Here is a 16,636-nt window from a genome sequence, read left to right as displayed (position 1 = left end):
ACACTGGAAGGAAAGAACGGTCGCGATGACGGTTCCCCTGCCGACCGCCACCACGCGGTGGCGCTGCACGCTCTGCGGCAACCTCACCCGTTTCGATGTGACCCGCTCGTCGAAGGTCGTCGAGTACGTCCACCTCGATCTGGCCGGTGAGCCCAAGGTCGAGGAGCGCGAGGTGGTCAGTGAGACCATCGAGTCGGTGCGCTGCCGCTGGTGCAACGCCGTGGACCAGGTGGAACTCGTGGACAGGCCGGGCGCCGGCTCCTGAGCGGAGCGGGCCCCGCTCAAGGCGATCCCCGCAGTCAGGGGGATCCCGCACAGGCATTGGGGTGAGACGGATGGTGGAGACCGAAGGCGGGGGGCCGGGCGACGGCGCCGCTGAGGTGCTCGACCGTCCGCTGCCCGACGGAGTGCGCAGAAGAGTCGTACAGATCGTCTCGGATGGTTTCGGTGGGCTGACCGTCACCGAACTGCCCGCCCAGCTGAGGCAGTACGCCCGCTTCGCCCCGAACCGCCGCGCCAAGTTCGCCGGTAACGCCATGGCCGCCGCCCTGGAGGCCGATCCGCTCTTCCGCCAGCGCATCGGGGAGAAGCTGAGAGAGGCCCAGCCGGAAATCGCCGGCGCCCTCGACTCCGGCTCGCCGCCCCCGGCCGCGGATCCGCTCGATGTGGCGGCCGCGGCCTATGTGCTGCGGCCCACCGGCTGGGTCAAGCTCGTGACCGCGGCCGGCGAGGAGGCCCAGCGCGCCGATGCCGAGCGCGCCGACGAGGAGAGCCGGGCCGAACTGGAGCGGCTGCGCGCCGAACTCGCCCAGGCCCGGGAGCAGATCCGGACCGAGACCGAGCGGCTGCGCACCGAGCTGGACGCCGCCAAGAAGGAAGCCGAATCGCTTCACCGCAAGTTGCGGGCCGCTCTAAGTGACGTCAAGCGCGGTGAGGCCGCGCTGCGCAAGGTGCAGGGCGAGATCGAGACCGTACGCGCCGAGACGCACGCGCAGGTGTCCGCCGCCGAGAGCGAGGCCCGGCGGCTGAAGTCGCGGCTCGGGGAGGCGGAGGCCGCCCTGGAGGCCACCCGCAGGGCGGCGCGCGAGGGCCGCAGCGTTGAGGACATGCGGGTACGGCTGCTGCTGGACACCCTGCTGGATGCCACCCAAGGGCTGCGCCGGGAACTGGCGTTGCCGCCGGTGTCGGTGCGTCCGGCCGAGACCGTGGACGCGGTCGAACCGGGACGTATGACCCCGAAGGACATCGCCGCACGGGCATTGTCCGAAAACGACCCCGCCATCATCGACCAGCTGCTCGCGCTGCCCCAGGCCCATCTGGTCGTCGACGGCTACAACGTCACCAAGACCGGCTACCCCCAGATGCCGCTGGAGAAGCAGCGCCTCAGGCTCCTCGGGCAGCTCTCCCAGCTCGCCGCGCAGACCGGCGCCGAGGTGACCTGTGTCTTCGACGGGGCCGAGCTGGCCGCGCCGGTGCTGCTCGCGCCGCCGCGCGGGGTGCGGGTGCTGTTCTCCAAACCCGGGGTCACCGCCGATGAGTTGATCCGTCAGCTGGTGCGGGCCGAGCCGCCGGGGCGTCCGGTCATCGTCGTCTCGACCGACCGCGAGGTGGCCGACGGGGTCGCCAGGGCGGGCGCCCGGCCGGTGGCATCTGCGGTGCTTCTGAAGCGACTGTCCTGAAGGTCAACGTACAGACGCAATGCCCGAATTGACGGAACCGTCACGCAACGTAGCGTCAAGTGGACATCACTGCACGTGGGTTGATGGTAAAGAATGCGGACCGTAACCGGGATAAATCGCCCAGGGGTTTGAACTGATCACAGCTGTATCACTAGGGTCTGCCTTCGAACCTTCGATCGGAAGATCACTGAGGAGAAGGAGTTCGCCTCCGTGGCGTCCCACCGTCGACCCAAGCAGCCGAGCCGCGCACGTGTGACCGTGCTGACCACCGCCGCTGCTGCCGCCGTGGCCATCAGCTCGCAGGCGGCCAACGCCGCGCCCAGCGAGAAGCCGAGCAAGGACGAGGTCAAGGCCAAGGTCGACAAGCTCTACGAGGAGGCCGAGCAGGCCACCGAGAAGTACAACGGCGCCAAGGAGAAGCAGGAGAAGCTCCAGAAGGAGATCTCCACGATCCAGGACAACGTCGCGCGCGGTCAGGAAGACCTGAACGAGATGCGCGACTCCATAGGCCTGGCGGCCGCCGCCCAGTACCGCACCGGCTCCATAGACTCCTCGGTCCAGCTGTTCCTCTCCGCGGACCCGGACGACTACCTCGACAAGGCGTCCACGCTCGACCAGTTGAGCAGCCAGCAGGTCGAGTCGCTGAAGAAGATCCAGGACAAGCAGCGCGAACTCGCCCAGGACCGCGCCGAGGCCAGTGAGAAGCTCAAGGACCTCGCCTCCACCCGGACCGAACTGGGCAAGAAGAAGACGGAAGTCCAGGACAAGCTCGCCGAGGCGCAGAAGCTTCTGAACTCCCTGACCGCCGCCGAGAAGGCCGCCCTCGCCGCGGAGGAGGAGCGCGCCAGCCGCTCGTCCGCCGACCGCGTCGACCTCAGCGGCGCCACCGCCGGCTCCGGCCGGGCCATGGCCGCCTTCCAGGCCGCCCAGAGCAAGATCGGCTCGCCCTACGTCTACGGCGCCTCCGGCCCGTCCTCCTTCGACTGCTCGGGCCTGACCTCCTGGGCCTTCGCCCAGGCCGGCGTCGGCATCCCGCGCACCTCGCAGGCCCAGGCCAACGCGGGCACCCGCATCTACAGCCAGTCCGACCTCAAGGTCGGCGACCTGGTCATCTTCTACGGCGACCTGCACCACGTCGGCTTCTACGCGGGCAACGGCCAGGTGCTGCACGCCCCGCGCACCGGCACGGTCGTCCGCTACGAGTCGATCAACAACATGCCGTTCCAGTTCGGCGTCCGGATCTGATCACCCTCAAGATCACGACACCGTGCCGCCCGAACGGGCGAATCGCAGCGACGTGAACTGACCCCACGCCCCGCCCATGACCTGCGTCATAGGCGGGGCGTCACTGTGCGTGCCCACGGCGGTCGTTGGTCGGTGACCCGTCGCGGGGCTACTGTCTGCCGCGTTTCCCCCTCGCCGGGGAAGGTCCTTGTCCGCCAGCGGAAGGGGTGCGGCTTCCTGTGGGGTCCCATCGTCGCCTTGTACCGTCCGGGTTCGACCGGGGCGCGAGCGCCGCGCTCTGCGTCATCTCAGCCGCGGCAGCCGCGCTGGGCGCCGTACCCGCGCTCGCCGCGCCGCACGACGACACCCGGGCCGAGGTGGACCGCCTCTACGAGGAGGCCGAGAAGGCCACCGAGGCCTACAACAAGGCCGATGAGCGCGCCGACTCGCTGCGCAAGGAGGTCAGCGGGGCGCAGGACCGGATCGCGCGGCAGCAGGAGCGCATCAACTCCATGCGGGAGGCGCTCGGTTCGCTGGCCGGAGCCCAGTACCGCTCCGGCGGGCTCGACCCCTCCCTGGCCCTGCTGTTCTCCGACGATCCGGACGACTACCTCGACAAGGCGGCCGTCCTTGACCGGATCAGCGCCCATCAGGCGGGCGAGCTGAAGGACCTTCAGGACGCGATGCGCGAACTCTCCCAGGAGCGCGCCGAGGCCTCCCGCAAGCTCGGGGAGCTGGAGAAGAGCCGCAAGGCCGTCGCGGCGCACAAGCGGACGGTGGAGGGCAAGCTCGCGAAGGCCCGGCAACTGCTGAACTCCCTGCCGTCCGCCGAGCGCGCCGCCTACGACCGGGCCTCCCGTTCCGGCCGCTCCGACATGCCCGACCTCGGGGGCGCCGTCCCGGCCTCGGGCCGCGCGGCCGCCGCGATCGCCGCCGCCCGCTCCGCCCTCGGCAAGCCCTACGTCTGGGGCGCCAGCGGCCCCAGCGGCTTCGACTGTTCGGGCCTGATGCAGTGGTCCTACGCCCAGGCCGGCGTCTCCCTGCCCCGCACCTCCCAGGGCCAGCGCTTCGCCGGCCGCCAGGTGCCTCTCTCCCAGGCCCAGCCCGGCGACCTGGTCACCTACCGCTCCGACGCCAGCCACGTCGGGATGTACATGGGCAACGGCCAGGTGATCCACGCGCCCTATCCGGGAGCGCCGGTCCGGTACGACCCGGTGGGGATGATGCCGGGGGCCACGGTCACCAGGGTGTGACGGGGGTCTGACCTCCGCGCTCTGATCCCCGTACGATCGCGGCATGGCTGGTCGACGGCGGGCGTCCGGGTCCGGTGCGGTGGTGGCGCTGTGTCTGCTCCTCGTCTCGCTCGTGGCATGCGGCGGCCGACCGCAGACCGACGCCGCCACGGACGCGGTGCAACGGGTGCTCGATCGGCGGGCCGAGGCGATCGTCGAGCATGATGCGTCGGCCTTTGTACGGACGGGTGCGCAGAGCGGGTTCGACGATCTGCGGGCCGTGCCGTTCGCCGAGTGGTCGTACCGGGTCACCGGGCTCCGGCGCGCCGGGGACACCGCCACCGCCGAGGCCGAACTGCGCTACCGCGTCGAAGGCAACGACCGCGCTCCGGTCACCGCCGCCCGCAGCCTGGAGCTCAGCCTGGACGCCGGCGGCGACTGGTATGTCGAGTCCGAGCGGCCCGCGAAGAAGGCCGCCGAACAGCTGTGGGACCAGGGCCGGGTGGATGTCGTCCGGGGTGAGCGCAGCATCGTGCTGGGGGTCGGACAGAGCGCGGAGCGGCTGCGCACCTTCGCCGATCTGGCCGACCGGGCCGTACCCGCGGTGACGCAGACGTGGGGGACCCAGTGGCCGCGGCGGGTCGTCGTACTCGTACCGGAGTCGCTGGAGGGGATGGCCGGGCTGCTCGGCTCGCCCGCGTCCTCCTACCGGGGCATCGCGGCCGTGACCACCGGCGAGACCGGCGCCCCCGCCGACGCGCCCGCGGACCGGATCATCCTCAACCCGGTCGCGTACGGCGTCCTCGGCGAGAGCGGCAAACAGGTCGTGCTCACCCACGAGACCACCCATGTGGCCACCCGCGCCCACACCAGCGCCGCCACCCCGCTGTGGCTCTCCGAGGGCTACGCCGACTGGGTCGGCTACCTCGGCTCGGGCCGCACACCCTCCGAGGCCGCGCCGGAGCTGTGGCGGGCGGTGACCGAGGGCCGGATCCCGGCGGGGCTGCCGACCGACCAGGACTTCGGGTTCACCGGGGACTCGGCGGGGCTCGCGCAGGCGTACGAGAGCGGCTGGATGGCCTGCCGGATGATCGCGGACCGCTGGGGCGAGGTGCGGCTCGGGGAGTTCTACCGGGCGGTGGGCGCGCACGAGAAGCGGCCGGGCGCGGTCGAGGACGCCATGGAGAAGGTGCTCGGGACGACGGTGGAGGAGTTCACCTGGCAGTGGCGGGAGTACCTGCGGACTCAGTTCGGCTGATCGAGCAGCTCGATCGCTTCCGCGAGCCACGCCCGCTCCGCCGCGCCAGTGGCCCGCGCCACCCGCAGCATGCCCTGCCGGAACAGATCGCCGGCCTCCTCCGCCCGCACCGGCTCTCCCTCCCGGTAGAAGAAGCTCGACGGCGCCTCCAGGAACTCCAGCCGCCGACGCAGTACGGCGGCCTGCTCACGCGGGTCCGGCAGATGCCGTAGGAACGCCAGGACGGTGTTGAAGCGGACCTGGTCGGTGATCTCCGTCTGCTTGGGGTGGCGCAGCCGTTCCAGCAGGTCGGCGCGGCCCTCCTCGGTCAGCGACAGGATCCGGCGCGGGGCGGCGCTCGCGCCCGGCTCGGTGTGCTGGTCGAGCAGGCCCGCCTTGGTGAGACGGGTGATCGCCGGGTACAGGGCACCGTCGCTGACCGGCCGGACATGGCCGCTGAGCGCCTTGATGCGCTCCTTCAACTCATAGCCGTGCAGCGGCTCTTCGGCCAGGAAGCCCAGGATCGACAGCTCCAGCACCGGTTCCTCCTTGCGGATGTCGTGCCGCCCATGCTACCTCTAACCGAGCTATATCGAATCGAGGTACCTCCAGGGGGATCCATGAACGCTCACCGCAAACAGCTCATCTCGCTCGCCCACCCCGTCTACTTCTCGCTCCTGGCCTCCGTCGCCGCCGGGATCATCAACACCGTCTGGGTCTCCCGGCTCGGCGGACCGGCCGTCGCCGCCGTGGCCGTCGCGACCAACACCGAGAACGTGCTGCTGGGCGTCGCGCTGGTCTTCGGCTCCGGTACGACCGTGCTGGTCGCGCACGCCAGGGGCGCCCGGGACCCGGCCGCGGTGCGGGCGGCCGTACGCGGGGGCTGGGCGGTGTACGCGCTGATCACGCCCGTGGTCGTGCTCGGCGGGCTGCTGCTGCGGGAGCCGCTGGCCCGGCTGGTCCTCGGCGGTGAAGGACCGGCCGTCCCGCTCGCCACCGCCTACTTCGCGATCTCCCTGCCCGGCATCGCCGTCTTCTTCGCCCAGACCCTGGTCGACGGCATCCTCAAGGGCACCGGCGACACCCGCACCCCCATGCGCCTCGCCCTCCTGGCCAACGGCCTGATCCTCGTCATCGACCCCTTCGCGATCCACCTCTACGGCGTGCAGGGCGCCGCCGCCACCACCGTCCTGTGCCGCTGCGTGGCCCTGGGCGTCGGCCTGCTCGCCCTGCGTCGAAAGGCGTTGCTCCGGGGGCCACGGGGCTCCTTCTCCCCGCGCCGGACCCTCGCCACCGGCCTGCCCATGGCCGCCGACTTCACCGTCCGGCAGACCGGAGCGCTGGCGCTGGTGGCGATCGTGGCCCGGCTCGGGGTGACCGCGGTGGCCGCGTACGCGATCGCGTACAAGGTCCTCTACGTCGCCACCATGGCCTTCTACGCCGTACGCCAGGCCGCCGCCATCCACACCGCGCACACCCGTGGCGCCGGACGGGACGAGCGGCGGGCGATCGGGCGGCAGGCGGTGCTGGTGTCCGGGGCGGTGGGGCTGGCGGCGGCCGTGCTGCTCGCCGTGACCGCGCCCTGGATCATGGCCGCCTTCGGCGCCGGGCCCGAGGTCGCCCACGAGGGCGTGCTGTTCCTGCGCTGCATCGGGCCCTACCTGCTGCTCATGGCCTGCGTCATCGCGCTCGGCGGGGTCTTCGAGGGCGGCGGCGGTGCGCCGGTGCTGCTGCGAGTGACGCTGCTCGGCACGGCCGTACAGCTGCCGCTGGCGTACGGACTGTCCGGGCTCGGGCTGCCGGGCGTGTGTCTGGCGTTGGCGCTTGCCATGGCGGTGCAGTGGGCCTTGCTGCGGTGGCTTGCTCCGCGTCAGGAGGGGAGCGAGGTCTCCTTGGTGCGGGCGGCCTGAGTCGGCACCGGAGCGGGCTCGGAGGCGGACACCGTGGAGCGCCAGAGCGCGCGGGCCGCCAGGACCGTGGCCAGGACCAGCAGGCCGTTGCGGAGGAAGAGGAGGGTGATGCCGAGGGTGTCGCTGGACACCACGTGCGAGAACCAGAGCGGGAACTCCAGGACGGTGACCAGGCACGCCGCCAGCACCAGCGCGACCGGCCGGCCCATCCGGCCGCCCCGGAAACACAGGCAGACCGCGGCCAGGCCGACCAGCCACACCATGTACTGCGGACTGATCACCCGGCTCGTCGTCACGAACATCAGCACCGCCACGAACGCCGCGTCCGCGAGCGTGTGCGGCAGGAACCGGGTCGCCTTGAACCGCCACAGCAGCAGCCAGCCGAAGGCGAGCCCGGTCAGCGCCAGGGCGGCCGTGCTGACGACGTCCACATACGGACCGAGGAACTCCACCGAGCCGTAGTTCAGCAGCACCTGTCCGTCCCAGCCGTAGTGCCGGGCCACATGGAAGACGAGGGCGCCCAGCGACTCCACCTCGGTGCCGCGGTCCCGCTGGAAGGTCAGGAACGCGAACGCGCCCGGCATCGCCACGGCGAACAGGGCCGCCACCAGAGCGGCGGTCACCGTGGCCGACACCCAGGCCGAGCGGCGACGGGCGGCGACCAGCAGCAGCACCGGCCACACCTTCAGCAGCGCCGCGAACGCCGTCAGCGCGCCCATCACCCGGGGGTGCCGGGCGCCGGCCAGCAGCGCGCCGACGGCCACCGCGGTCACCATCACGTCGTAGCGGGCGTACACGGTCGGGCCGAGGAGCGGGACGCCTGCCGTCCACACCCAGGGGCCGCGCAGACTGCGGCCGGGGCGCAGGCCCGCGTACAGGAGCAGGGCGAGGACCGCGAGGTCGGCGGTGAAGGCCAGGACGAAGAAGGCGGAGGCGTAGTCCAGGTAGAACAGCAGCGCGGGGGAGAGGATCGCGAGGGCGGCGGCGGGCGGGTACTGCCAGGTGACGTCGTCCTGCGGGAACGTTCCGGTGCGCAGCACCTCGTACCAGCCCTGGTAGATCACGGACACATCGCTGGTGACGTCCGGGCCGGGGAAGACGTACACCTTGAACACGAAGAGCAGCAGGACCGTCCTGGTCAGGGCCCAGATGACGAGCAGACCCGCCAAGGACCGCCGTGTGCCCGTCGTCTCCACCTGGTCCCCTACCGCCCGCATCCGTCCTGAGTCCGCCTTGAGGGGAACATGATGTCCCGGGAAGCTGTGCGTCTGCCACCAGCGCGGCCGTGAGGCGCTGGGTACGGCGCCTCGGATAGGGTCGGCCGCGATGCACAAGACGCTCATCGTGACGAACGACTTCCCGCCCCGCCCCGGCGGTATCCAGGCCTTCCTGCACAACATGGCGCTGCGCCTGGACCCGGAGCGGCTGGTCGTCTACGCCTCCACCTGGAAGCGCAGCCGGGAGGGTATCGAGGCCACGGCCGCCTTCGACGCCGAACAGCCCTTCACCGTCGTACGCGACTCCACGACGATGCTGCTCCCGACGCCGGCGGCGACCCGGCGGGCGGTCGGGCTGCTGCGCGAGCACGGCTGTACGTCGGTGTGGTTCGGGGCGGCGGCCCCGCTCGGTCTGATGGCCCCGGCGCTGCGCAAGGCCGGCGCCCAGCGGCTGGTGGCCACGACCCACGGGCACGAGGCCGGCTGGGCCCAGCTGCCCGCCTCGCGGCAGCTGCTGCGGCGGATCGGGGACTCGACGGACACGATCACCTACCTCGGCGAGTACACGCGCTCGCGGATCGCCACCGCGCTGTCGTCCGCGGCCGCTTCCCGGATGGTGCAGCTCCCGCCGGGCGTCGACGAGAAGACCTTCCACCCCGGGTCCGGTGGCGACCTCGTGCGGGCCCGGCTCGGGCTGACCGACCGCCCGGTGATCGTCTGTGTCTCCCGGCTGGTCCCGCGCAAGGGCCAGGACACGCTGATCCTCGCGATGCCCCGGATCCTGGCGAAGGAACCGGACGCGGTCCTGCTGATCGTGGGCGGCGGCCCGTACGAGAAGGACCTGCGCAAGCTGGCCCACGAGACGCGGGTGGCGGACTCCGTCCACTTCACGGGCGCGGTCCCGTGGTCCGAGCTGCCCGCGCACTACGGCGCCGGTGACGTCTTCGCGATGCCGTGCCGCACCCGTCGGCAGGGCCTGGACGTGGAGGGCCTCGGCATCGTCTACCTGGAGGCCTCGGCGACCGGACTTCCCGTCGTCGCCGGGGACTCCGGCGGCGCTCCCGACGCGGTGCTCGACGGCGAGACCGGCTGGGTCGTGCGGGGCGGTTCCCCCGAGCAGGCGGCCGACCGGATCGTCACGCTCCTGGGCGACCCGGAACTGCGCCGCAGGATGGGTGAGCGGGGCAGGCAGTGGGTCGAGGAGAAGTGGCGCTGGGACCTGTTGGCGGAACGACTGAAGACCCTGTTGTAAAGCGTGCGGTGACTCTAGGCGGAAGGGGAAAATCCGCCCATGCTCCGCACATGACAGCAAAACTGATGCAGCGTCAGCTGACGAGACGTCAAATCCTGGGCATGGTGGCCCTGCAAACCGCCGCCGCCTCCGGTCTCACCCGCATCGGTCTCCAGTCGGCGGCGGCCGTGGAACCCGCCGCCGTGGACAACGCCCCCGCGATCGTGGTCGGTTCGGGCTACGGCAGCTCCGTCGCCGCCCTCCGCCTCGGCCAGGCCGGCATCCGCACCCTCGTCATCGAGATGGGCCGCCTCTGGAACACCAACGGCCCCGACGGCAAGGTCTTCTGCTCCACCGCAACGCCGGACCACCGCTCCATGTGGTTCCGCACCCGAACCGAGGCCCCCCTCGCCACCTTCCTGTGGCTGGACGTGGTCAACAAGGACATCAGCCCCTATCCCGGTGTCCTGGACCGCGTGCACTTCGCCAACATGTCGGTGTACGTCGGCCGAGGCGTCGGCGGCGGTTCCCTGGTCAACGGGGGAATGGCGGTCACCCCGCTCAAGTCGTACTTCTCCGAGCAGTTCCCCACCGTGGACGCGGACGAGATGTACGGCACGTACTTCCCCCGCGCCCGCTCCATGCTCGGCGTCAACACCATCGACCCGGCCTGGTTCGAGTCCACGGAGTGGTACCGCTTCACCAGGATCTCCCGCAAACACGCGGCCAACGCCGGCCTGAAGACCACCTTCGTGCCGAACGTCTACGACTTCGGCCACATGCAGCGCGAGGCGGCCGGTACGGCGACCAAGTCGGCCCTCGCCGGAGAGGTGGTCTACGGCAACAACCACGGCAAACGCACCCTCGACAAGACCTACCTCGCCGCGGCCCTCGGCACCGGGAACGTCACCATCCACACCCAGGAGCGGGTCACCGCGATCACCAGGGCCGCCGACGGGTCGTACCTGCTGACCGCCCAGCGGATCGACAACGCGGGGACGGTCGTCGAGACCAAGGAGTACGGCTGTACGTACCTCTTCCTCGGCGGCGGCAGCCTCGGCACCACCGAACTCCTGCTGCGCGCACGGGAGACGGGCGCGCTGCCCGCTCTCGACGCGAGCGTCGGCACCGGCTGGGGCACCAACGGCAATGTGATGCTCGGGCGGGCCAACCACCTGTGGGACACGGTGGGGGCGAACCAGGCGACGATGCCGGTGATGGGCATCGACGACTGGGCCAACACCGCCAACCCCGTCTTCGCGGAGATCGCGCCGCTGCCGACGGGCCTGGAGCACTGGGTCAGCCTCTATCTGGCGATCACCAAGAACCCGGAGCGGGCGGCCTTCTCGTACTCGGGCGGCTCGCTGGCGCTGGGCTGGACCGCGGCGCAGAGCGCGGTCTCGGTGGCCATGGCCAAGAAGCTGTTCGACCGGATCAACCGGGCCAACGCCACCATCTACCGGTACGACCTGTTCGGCTCGGCCAACAAGGCGTTCGCCGACACCTTCACGTACCACCCGCTGGGCGGCTGTGTGTTGGGGCGGTCGACCGACAACTACGGCCGGGTGAAGGGGTATTCGAAGCTGTACGTCACCGACGGCTCGCTCGTGCCCGGGTCGATCGGGGTGAACCCCTTCGTCACGATCACGGCGCTCGCCGAACGCACGATGGCGCGGGTCCTCGCCGAGGACACCGCGCCATAGCGACCGCTTCGGTCACTTCGCGTAGATCGCCTCGACCTCCTGCGCGAAGTCCTTCGCCACCACGTTCCGCTTGAGCTTCAGCGACGGCGTCAGGTGGCCCGACTCCTCCGTGAACTGGGAGGACAGAATGCGGAACTTCCGCACCGATTCCGCCTTGGACACCGCGGCGTTGCCGTCGTCGATCGCCGACTGGATGGCGGCCAGCAGGTCCGCGTCCTCGCGCAGCGACGCCGCGGTGGCATCCGCGGGCTTGCCGTGCTCGGCGGCCCAGCGGCCCAGGAACTCCTCGTCGATGGTGACCAGCGCGCCCACGAACGGCCGCCCGTCGCCCACCACCATGCACTCCGCGACCAGCGCGTGCGCACGGATCCGGTCCTCGATCACGGCCGGGGCGACGTTCTTGCCGCCCGCGGTGACGATGATCTCCTTCTTGCGGCCGGTGATCCTGAGGTAGCCGTCCTCGTCGAGGGTGCCGATGTCTCCGGAGTGGAACCAGCCGTCCCGCAGCGCTTCTTCGGTCGCGCCCGGGTTGTTCCAGTACTCCTTGAAGATGTGCTCGCCGTGCAGCAGCACCTCGCCGTCGTCGGCGATGCGCACCACCGAGCCGGGCAGCGGCTGACCGACCGTGCCGATCTTCTGGCGGTCCCAGGGGTTGAAGGCGGTGGCCGCGCAGGACTCGGTCAGGCCGTAGCCCTCCAGCACCGTGAAGCCGATGCCGCGGAAGAAGTGACCGAGGCGCTCGCCTAGCGGGGCGCCACCGGAGATGGCGTACTCGCCCCGGCCGCCGAGGACCGCGCGCAGCTTGCTGAAGACGAGTTTGTCGAAGACCTTGTGCTTGATCTTCAGGCCCATCGACGGGCCCGAGGGGGTGTCCAGCGCGCGGCTGTAGGCGATGGCCGTGTCCGCCGCCTTGTCGAAGATCTTGCCCTTGCCGTCCGCCTGCGCCTTGGCGCGCGCCGAGTTGTAGACCTTCTCGAAGACGCGCGGCACACCGAGGATCAGCGTCGGCCGGAACTCGGCCAGTTCGTCGGTGAGGTTCTTGATGTCGGGCAGACAGCCCAGCTTGATCGGCGCGATCATCGGGGCGATCTGCACCAGCCGGCCGAAGACATGCGCGAGCGGCAGGAACAGCAACACCGAGCACTCGCCGGTACGGAACAGCGGGCGCAGCCGCTCGACGATGTTGCCGCACTCCGCGAAGAAGTTGCGGTGGGTGAGCACACAGCCCTTGGGGCGGCCGGTCGTACCGGAGGTGTAGACGATCGTCGCCGGGTCGTCGGCCTTCGCCAGCGAGCTGCGCTCCTCGACCGTCCGGTCGCTGATGTCCTGCCCGAGCCGGCCCAGCTCCTCGATGCCGCCGGCCTCGATCTGCCAGACGTGCTTGAGGGCGGGCAGCCGGTCGCGTACCGACTCCACGGCGGCCGTGTGGCTGTCCAGCTCCGTGAGCACCGCGGTCGCGCCCGAGTCGCCGAGGATCCACTGCACCTGCTCCGGGGAGCTGGTCTCGTACACCGGCACGGTGACCGCGCCCGCCGACCAGATCGCGAAGTCCAGCAGGGTCCACTCGTAGCGGGTGCGGGACATCAGCCCGACCCGGTCGCCCGGCTGCACTCCGGCCGCGATGATGCCCTTGGCCGCGGCGCGCACCTCGGCGAGGAAGGCGGTGGCCGTCACGTCCTGCCAGGTGCCGCCCACCTTGCGGGCGATGACGGCGACGTCGGGATGCTGCGCGGCGTTTCTGCGGACGATGTCGGTCAGATTGCCGTCCGCGGGGACCTCGTACAAAGCCGGAAGGCTGAACTCGCGCAAGACTGCTGCTCCTCATAGGGCGCCGGCGCCACGACGTTGTGTGATGCGACGGTGCGGTCCAAGGCTCGGGCAGGTACCCAGGAATTTCGGTGGTTGAAATCCTGAGCACGACTGGACTGCCCGGACGTTACCCGCCGGTATGGCTTCTACGACAGGGGGTCCCGGCGAGATGTTCGCTGCGTCACACGGATCGGTACCGCAAGAATGGGTGCTTCTGCGCGCACAGTAGTCGACCTGTTTGACGACTAGCCAGTAACCGCAGGTCCGGCCACCACTGTTCACGCATGCCGCACACGCTTACGCTTGATCGCCATGGCATCCACACCAGCCGGTAACAGCAGGACGCGCGTTCACGTGGTCAGCGACGTACACGGCAACGTCCGTGACCTGGCCGCAGCCGGTGACGGCGCGGACGCTCTGATCTGCCTGGGTGACCTGGTCCTCTTCCTCGACTACGCCGACCACTCCCGAGGCATCTTCCCCGACCTCTTCGGCGCCGAGAACGCCGACCGCATCGTCGAACTGCGCACCGCCCGCCGCTACGACGAGGCCCGCGACTTCGGGGCCCGGCTGTGGGCCGGGATCGGCTCGGACCGCGGCGCGGTGATCGAGAAGGCGGTACGCAAACAGTACGCCGAGCTGTTCGCGGTGTTCCCGACACCGACGTACGCAACGTACGGCAATGTCGACATGCCGCCCCTGTGGCCCGAGTACGCCGGGCCCGGCACGACCGTGCTGGACGGGGAGCGGGTGGAGATCGGCGGCTGGACGTTCGGCTTCGTGGGCGGGGGCCTGCGGACCCCCATGCGCACGCCGTACGAGATCAGCGACGAGGAGTACGCGGCGAAGATCGAGGCCGTGGGGGAGGTGGACGTGCTGTGCACCCACATCCCGCCGGAGGTGCCGGAACTGGTCTACGACACGGTGGCGCGCCGCTTCGAGCGGGGCAGCAGGGCGCTGCTCGACGCGATCCGGCGTACCCGGCCCCGGTACTCCCTCTTCGGCCATGTCCATCAGCCGCTGGTCCACCGGATGCGGATCGGGTCGACGCAGTGCGTGAACGTCGGGCACTTCGCCGGGACCGGGAAGCCATGGGCGCTGGAGTTCGACGGGTCGGGCGCGCGGTAGCCTTCACGCTGCACACACGAGGACGACTTACCGGCCCGCATCTGGAGGAGCCACGGCGATGGCGGAACACACCAGCTCGAGCATCACGATCGAGGCGGCACCGGCCGACGTCATGGGGGTGATCGCCGACTTCGCCCGCTACCCGGACTGGACCGGCGAGGTGAAGGAGGCGGAGGTCCTGGCGACGGACGGCCAGGGCCGCGCCGAGCAGGTACGCCTCGTGATGGACGCGGGCGCGATCAAGGACGACCAGGTGCTGGCGTACACCTGGACCGGTGACCACGAGGTGTCCTGGACGCTGGTGAAGTCCCAGATGCTGCGGTCGCTGGACGGCTCGTACATCCTGAAGCCGGCCGGTTCCGGGTCGACCGAGGTCACTTATGTGCTGACGGTCGATGTCAAGATCCCGATGCTCGGGATGATCAAGCGCAAGGCCGAGAAGGTCATCATCGACCGGGCGCTGGCCGGGCTGAAGAAGAGGGTGGAATCGGCGTAGCAGCGGAGGGTGAGTGAGTCTCCGTTACCGTTCACCCTCATGCGCACCCTCTTGATCACGGGCCCCGGCGGCAGCGGTCGTACGACTGTCGCGGCCGCCACCGCACTTGCCGCTGCCCGTGACGGCGACCGGGTCCTCGTCCTCAGTGCCGACCGTTCCGACACCCTCGGTGCCGTGCTCGGTACGGCGACCGGGCCCTCGCCGGTGGAAGTGGGCGAGAGACTCACCGCCTGGCGGCCCGATGCCGCCGCCGGTTTCCGGGACGATCTCGCCGCCTTTCAGGAACGTGCCACCTCCGCCCTCGACCTCCTCGGCGCCTCCCGGCTGGACCCCGAGGAGGTCACCCCACTCCCCGGTGCCGAGGAGCTCACCCTGCTCCGCGCACTGCGCGACGCGGCCCTCTCCGAGCGGCACGATCTGCTCGTCGTAGACCTTCCCGCCACCCCGCACGCCCTCGCGCTCCTCGCCCTCCCCGAGGAACTGCGCCGCTACCTGCGACGGCTGCTTCCGCCCGAGCGGCAGGCGGCCCGTGCCCTGCGCCCTGTTCTCGGGCGGCTCGCCGGGGTTCCCATGCCCGCGGAGTGGCTGTACGAGACCGCGGCTCGGTGGGACGTCGAGCTGGCCGCCGCGGAAGCCGTCGTCGCCGACAAGCGCACCGCCGTACGACTCGTCGCCGAGCCCGGACCCGCCGGTGCCGATGCCGTGCACGGCGCGACCCTCGCCCTCGCCCTGCGCGGGCTGCGCCCCGACCTGCTGGTCGCCAACCGGGTCGCGCCGGAGGACTGGCCCGCGGGGTTCGTCGCCCAGCAGCGCAAGATCCTGGAGGAGTGGCGGGAGTCGTACGACGTCCAGGTCGTCCCCCACCTCGGACTCGACCCGCGCGGCGGCGACGACCTCGCGGCGCTCGACGTCCCCGTCAACGCCCGGCCCTCCACCGTCGAGTGGCCCGTCACCGACCGGCTCGCCGACGACGGAGTGCTCGTCTGGAACATCCCGCTCCCCGGCGCCGTACGCGACGACCTCGACCTCGTCCGGCGCGGGGACGAACTCGTCGTCACCGCAGGGCCGTTCCGCCGTATCGTCCCGCTGCCGTCCGCCCTGCGCCGCTGCACCGTCGACGGGGCAGCGCTGCGGGACGGGGTGCTGCAGATCCGGTTCGCGCCCGACCCGCATTTGTGGCCCGGGACCCGGTGAAGCCGGTACGCCCGTTCGGGTAACGTCGGAGAGACGAACCGTAGTCAGGAGTCCGTCATGAGCGAAGAGCTCCCGCCGTCCGACGCCGCCGGCAAGGAAGCGCTCGACGAGGTACGGGCCACCGACGCCGACGCATGGGCGACGGCGTGTGCCGAGGACCTCGCCGCGGAGCAGGCCCGCCGCCGCGCCCAGTACGGCCCGCCCCCGGGCTCGGCCGCCGAGGAACTGCGCAAGTTCGTCGACGCCGTCAGCGACAAGTTGTCCTCGCTCCAGTCCCCGCTGCTCGGCGCGGTCGCCGGACCCGCCGCCCAGCAGGTGGTCAAGCAGGTCGTCGAGCAGGCGAAGGCCGCCGTCGAGCCCGTCATCGAGCGCAACCCGGACGTCTTCGACCACCTGGCGGCGGCCGGAAACGAACTGCTCGCCGCCTACCGCTCCGCCGTCCAGGCCCAGGAGCGCCGCTGGACCACCGGCGACGACCACGACCTGGAGGAGCGCCGCGACCGCGGCGACGACTCCGGTCCCGGTGAACGCATCGACTTGGACTAAAGCCCCCTCGGGTACGGTTGGCCATAGCGG

At 70.9% G+C, this 16,636-nt stretch carries 15 protein-coding genes; 12 read left to right on the top strand and 3 right to left on the bottom strand.

Annotated features, from left to right (window positions below):
- Positions 1-25: 25 nt before the first annotated feature.
- The 5 genes from OHT76_RS12045 (at position 26) to OHT76_RS12025 (ending at position 5,393) form a co-directional block, all read left to right on the top strand.
- On the top strand, positions 26-265 hold the full coding sequence (locus OHT76_RS12045; RefSeq protein ID WP_055541554.1) for a hypothetical protein: 240 nt from the start codon (positions 26-28) through the stop codon (positions 263-265).
- Between the two features lie 70 nt (positions 266-335).
- Complete coding sequence (locus OHT76_RS12040; RefSeq protein ID WP_328870779.1) at positions 336-1,679, top strand: NYN domain-containing protein; 1,344 nt, start codon at positions 336-338, stop codon at positions 1,677-1,679.
- 210 nt (positions 1,680-1,889) lie between these two features.
- Positions 1,890-2,924 (top strand): C40 family peptidase, encoded by a 1,035-nt coding sequence (locus tag OHT76_RS12035; RefSeq protein ID WP_328870778.1) that lies wholly within the window; start codon positions 1,890-1,892, stop codon positions 2,922-2,924.
- A 218-nt stretch (positions 2,925-3,142) separates the two neighbouring features.
- Entirely contained in the window at positions 3,143-4,156 is a 1,014-nt protein-coding gene (locus OHT76_RS12030) for a C40 family peptidase (RefSeq protein WP_328870777.1), read from the top strand.
- 43 nt (positions 4,157-4,199) lie between these two features.
- A complete protein-coding gene (locus OHT76_RS12025) occupies positions 4,200-5,393 on the top strand; it encodes a hypothetical protein (protein ID WP_328870776.1) in 1,194 nt (397 codons plus the stop codon).
- Here OHT76_RS12025 and OHT76_RS12020 read toward each other — a convergent pair.
- The gene (locus OHT76_RS12020) at positions 5,381-5,911 is read right to left on the bottom strand and encodes a PadR family transcriptional regulator (RefSeq protein ID WP_328870775.1); all 531 of its coding nucleotides are present in this window, start codon (positions 5,909-5,911) and stop codon (positions 5,381-5,383) included. The two genes, OHT76_RS12025 and OHT76_RS12020, sit on opposite strands and share 13 nt — an antisense overlap.
- A gap of 81 nt (positions 5,912-5,992) precedes the next feature.
- On the opposite strand from OHT76_RS12020, the gene OHT76_RS12015 reads away from it, so the two are divergent.
- Positions 5,993-7,282: an MATE family efflux transporter gene (locus OHT76_RS12015; protein WP_328870774.1), complete on the top strand. Its 1,290-nt coding sequence runs from the start codon at positions 5,993-5,995 to the stop codon at positions 7,280-7,282.
- Here the strand turns inward: OHT76_RS12015 and OHT76_RS12010 are convergent.
- Positions 7,243-8,478, bottom strand: a complete 1,236-nt coding sequence (locus tag OHT76_RS12010) for a glycosyltransferase family 87 protein (protein ID WP_328870773.1) — start codon at positions 8,476-8,478, stop codon at positions 7,243-7,245. The genes OHT76_RS12015 and OHT76_RS12010 overlap by 40 nt on opposite strands.
- Before the next feature lie 130 nt (positions 8,479-8,608).
- Here OHT76_RS12010 and OHT76_RS12005 point away from each other — a divergent pair, with 130 nt between their 5' ends.
- Both OHT76_RS12005 and OHT76_RS12000 read left to right on the top strand, forming a co-directional pair.
- Positions 8,609-9,751: a glycosyltransferase family 4 protein gene (locus tag OHT76_RS12005; RefSeq protein WP_328870772.1), complete on the top strand. Its 1,143-nt coding sequence runs from the start codon at positions 8,609-8,611 to the stop codon at positions 9,749-9,751.
- 101 nt (positions 9,752-9,852) lie between these two features.
- Positions 9,853-11,433, top strand: coding sequence for a GMC oxidoreductase (locus OHT76_RS12000; protein WP_328876510.1), 1,581 nt, complete (start codon positions 9,853-9,855; stop codon positions 11,431-11,433).
- A gap of 12 nt (positions 11,434-11,445) precedes the next feature.
- Here the strand turns inward: OHT76_RS12000 and OHT76_RS11995 are convergent, their stop codons facing one another.
- Positions 11,446-13,242, bottom strand: a complete 1,797-nt coding sequence (locus OHT76_RS11995; protein WP_328870771.1) for an AMP-dependent synthetase/ligase — start codon at positions 13,240-13,242, stop codon at positions 11,446-11,448.
- A gap of 312 nt (positions 13,243-13,554) precedes the next feature.
- Here OHT76_RS11995 and OHT76_RS11990 point away from each other — a divergent pair, with 312 nt between their 5' ends.
- Genes OHT76_RS11990 through OHT76_RS11975 form a run of 4 tightly spaced genes read left to right on the top strand, consistent with a single transcriptional unit; the run spans position 13,555 to position 16,606 of the window.
- Entirely contained in the window at positions 13,555-14,370 is an 816-nt protein-coding gene (locus tag OHT76_RS11990; RefSeq protein ID WP_328870770.1) for a metallophosphoesterase family protein, read from the top strand.
- Between the two features lie 58 nt (positions 14,371-14,428).
- Positions 14,429-14,866 (top strand): SRPBCC family protein, encoded by a 438-nt coding sequence (locus OHT76_RS11985; protein WP_328870769.1) that lies wholly within the window; start codon positions 14,429-14,431, stop codon positions 14,864-14,866.
- Between the two features lie 39 nt (positions 14,867-14,905).
- The gene (locus tag OHT76_RS11980; protein WP_328870768.1) at positions 14,906-16,060 is read left to right on the top strand and encodes an ArsA family ATPase; all 1,155 of its coding nucleotides are present in this window, start codon (positions 14,906-14,908) and stop codon (positions 16,058-16,060) included.
- A gap of 57 nt (positions 16,061-16,117) precedes the next feature.
- Positions 16,118-16,606 carry a DUF5304 domain-containing protein gene (locus OHT76_RS11975; protein WP_328870767.1) on the top strand — a complete coding sequence of 163 codons (489 nt, stop codon included), beginning with the start codon at positions 16,118-16,120 and terminating at the stop codon, positions 16,604-16,606.
- Positions 16,607-16,636: the final 30 nt, after the last annotated feature.

Source organism: Streptomyces sp. NBC_00287, from assembly GCF_036173105.1.
Classification (GTDB): Bacteria; Actinomycetota; Actinomycetes; order Streptomycetales; family Streptomycetaceae; genus Streptomyces.
The sequence above is the reverse complement of the archived record's forward strand: the minus strand, read 5'-3'. Positions and strand labels throughout refer to the sequence as shown.

Coding starts and splice junctions, on each gene's coding strand:
- OHT76_RS12045 (WP_055541554.1), top strand. CDS start 26: ATGACGGTTCCCCTGCCGACCGCCACCACGCGGTGGCGCTGCACGCTC.
- OHT76_RS12040 (WP_328870779.1), top strand. CDS start 336: ATGGTGGAGACCGAAGGCGGGGGGCCGGGCGACGGCGCCGCTGAGGTG.
- OHT76_RS12025 (WP_328870776.1), top strand. CDS start 4,200: ATGGCTGGTCGACGGCGGGCGTCCGGGTCCGGTGCGGTGGTGGCGCTG.
- OHT76_RS12015 (WP_328870774.1), top strand. CDS start 5,993: ATGAACGCTCACCGCAAACAGCTCATCTCGCTCGCCCACCCCGTCTAC.
- OHT76_RS12005 (WP_328870772.1), top strand. CDS start 8,609: ATGCACAAGACGCTCATCGTGACGAACGACTTCCCGCCCCGCCCCGGC.
- OHT76_RS12000 (WP_328876510.1), top strand. CDS start 9,853: ATGGTGGCCCTGCAAACCGCCGCCGCCTCCGGTCTCACCCGCATCGGT.
- OHT76_RS11990 (WP_328870770.1), top strand. CDS start 13,555: ATGGCATCCACACCAGCCGGTAACAGCAGGACGCGCGTTCACGTGGTC.
- OHT76_RS11985 (WP_328870769.1), top strand. CDS start 14,429: ATGGCGGAACACACCAGCTCGAGCATCACGATCGAGGCGGCACCGGCC.
- OHT76_RS11980 (WP_328870768.1), top strand. CDS start 14,906: ATGCGCACCCTCTTGATCACGGGCCCCGGCGGCAGCGGTCGTACGACT.
- OHT76_RS11975 (WP_328870767.1), top strand. CDS start 16,118: ATGAGCGAAGAGCTCCCGCCGTCCGACGCCGCCGGCAAGGAAGCGCTC.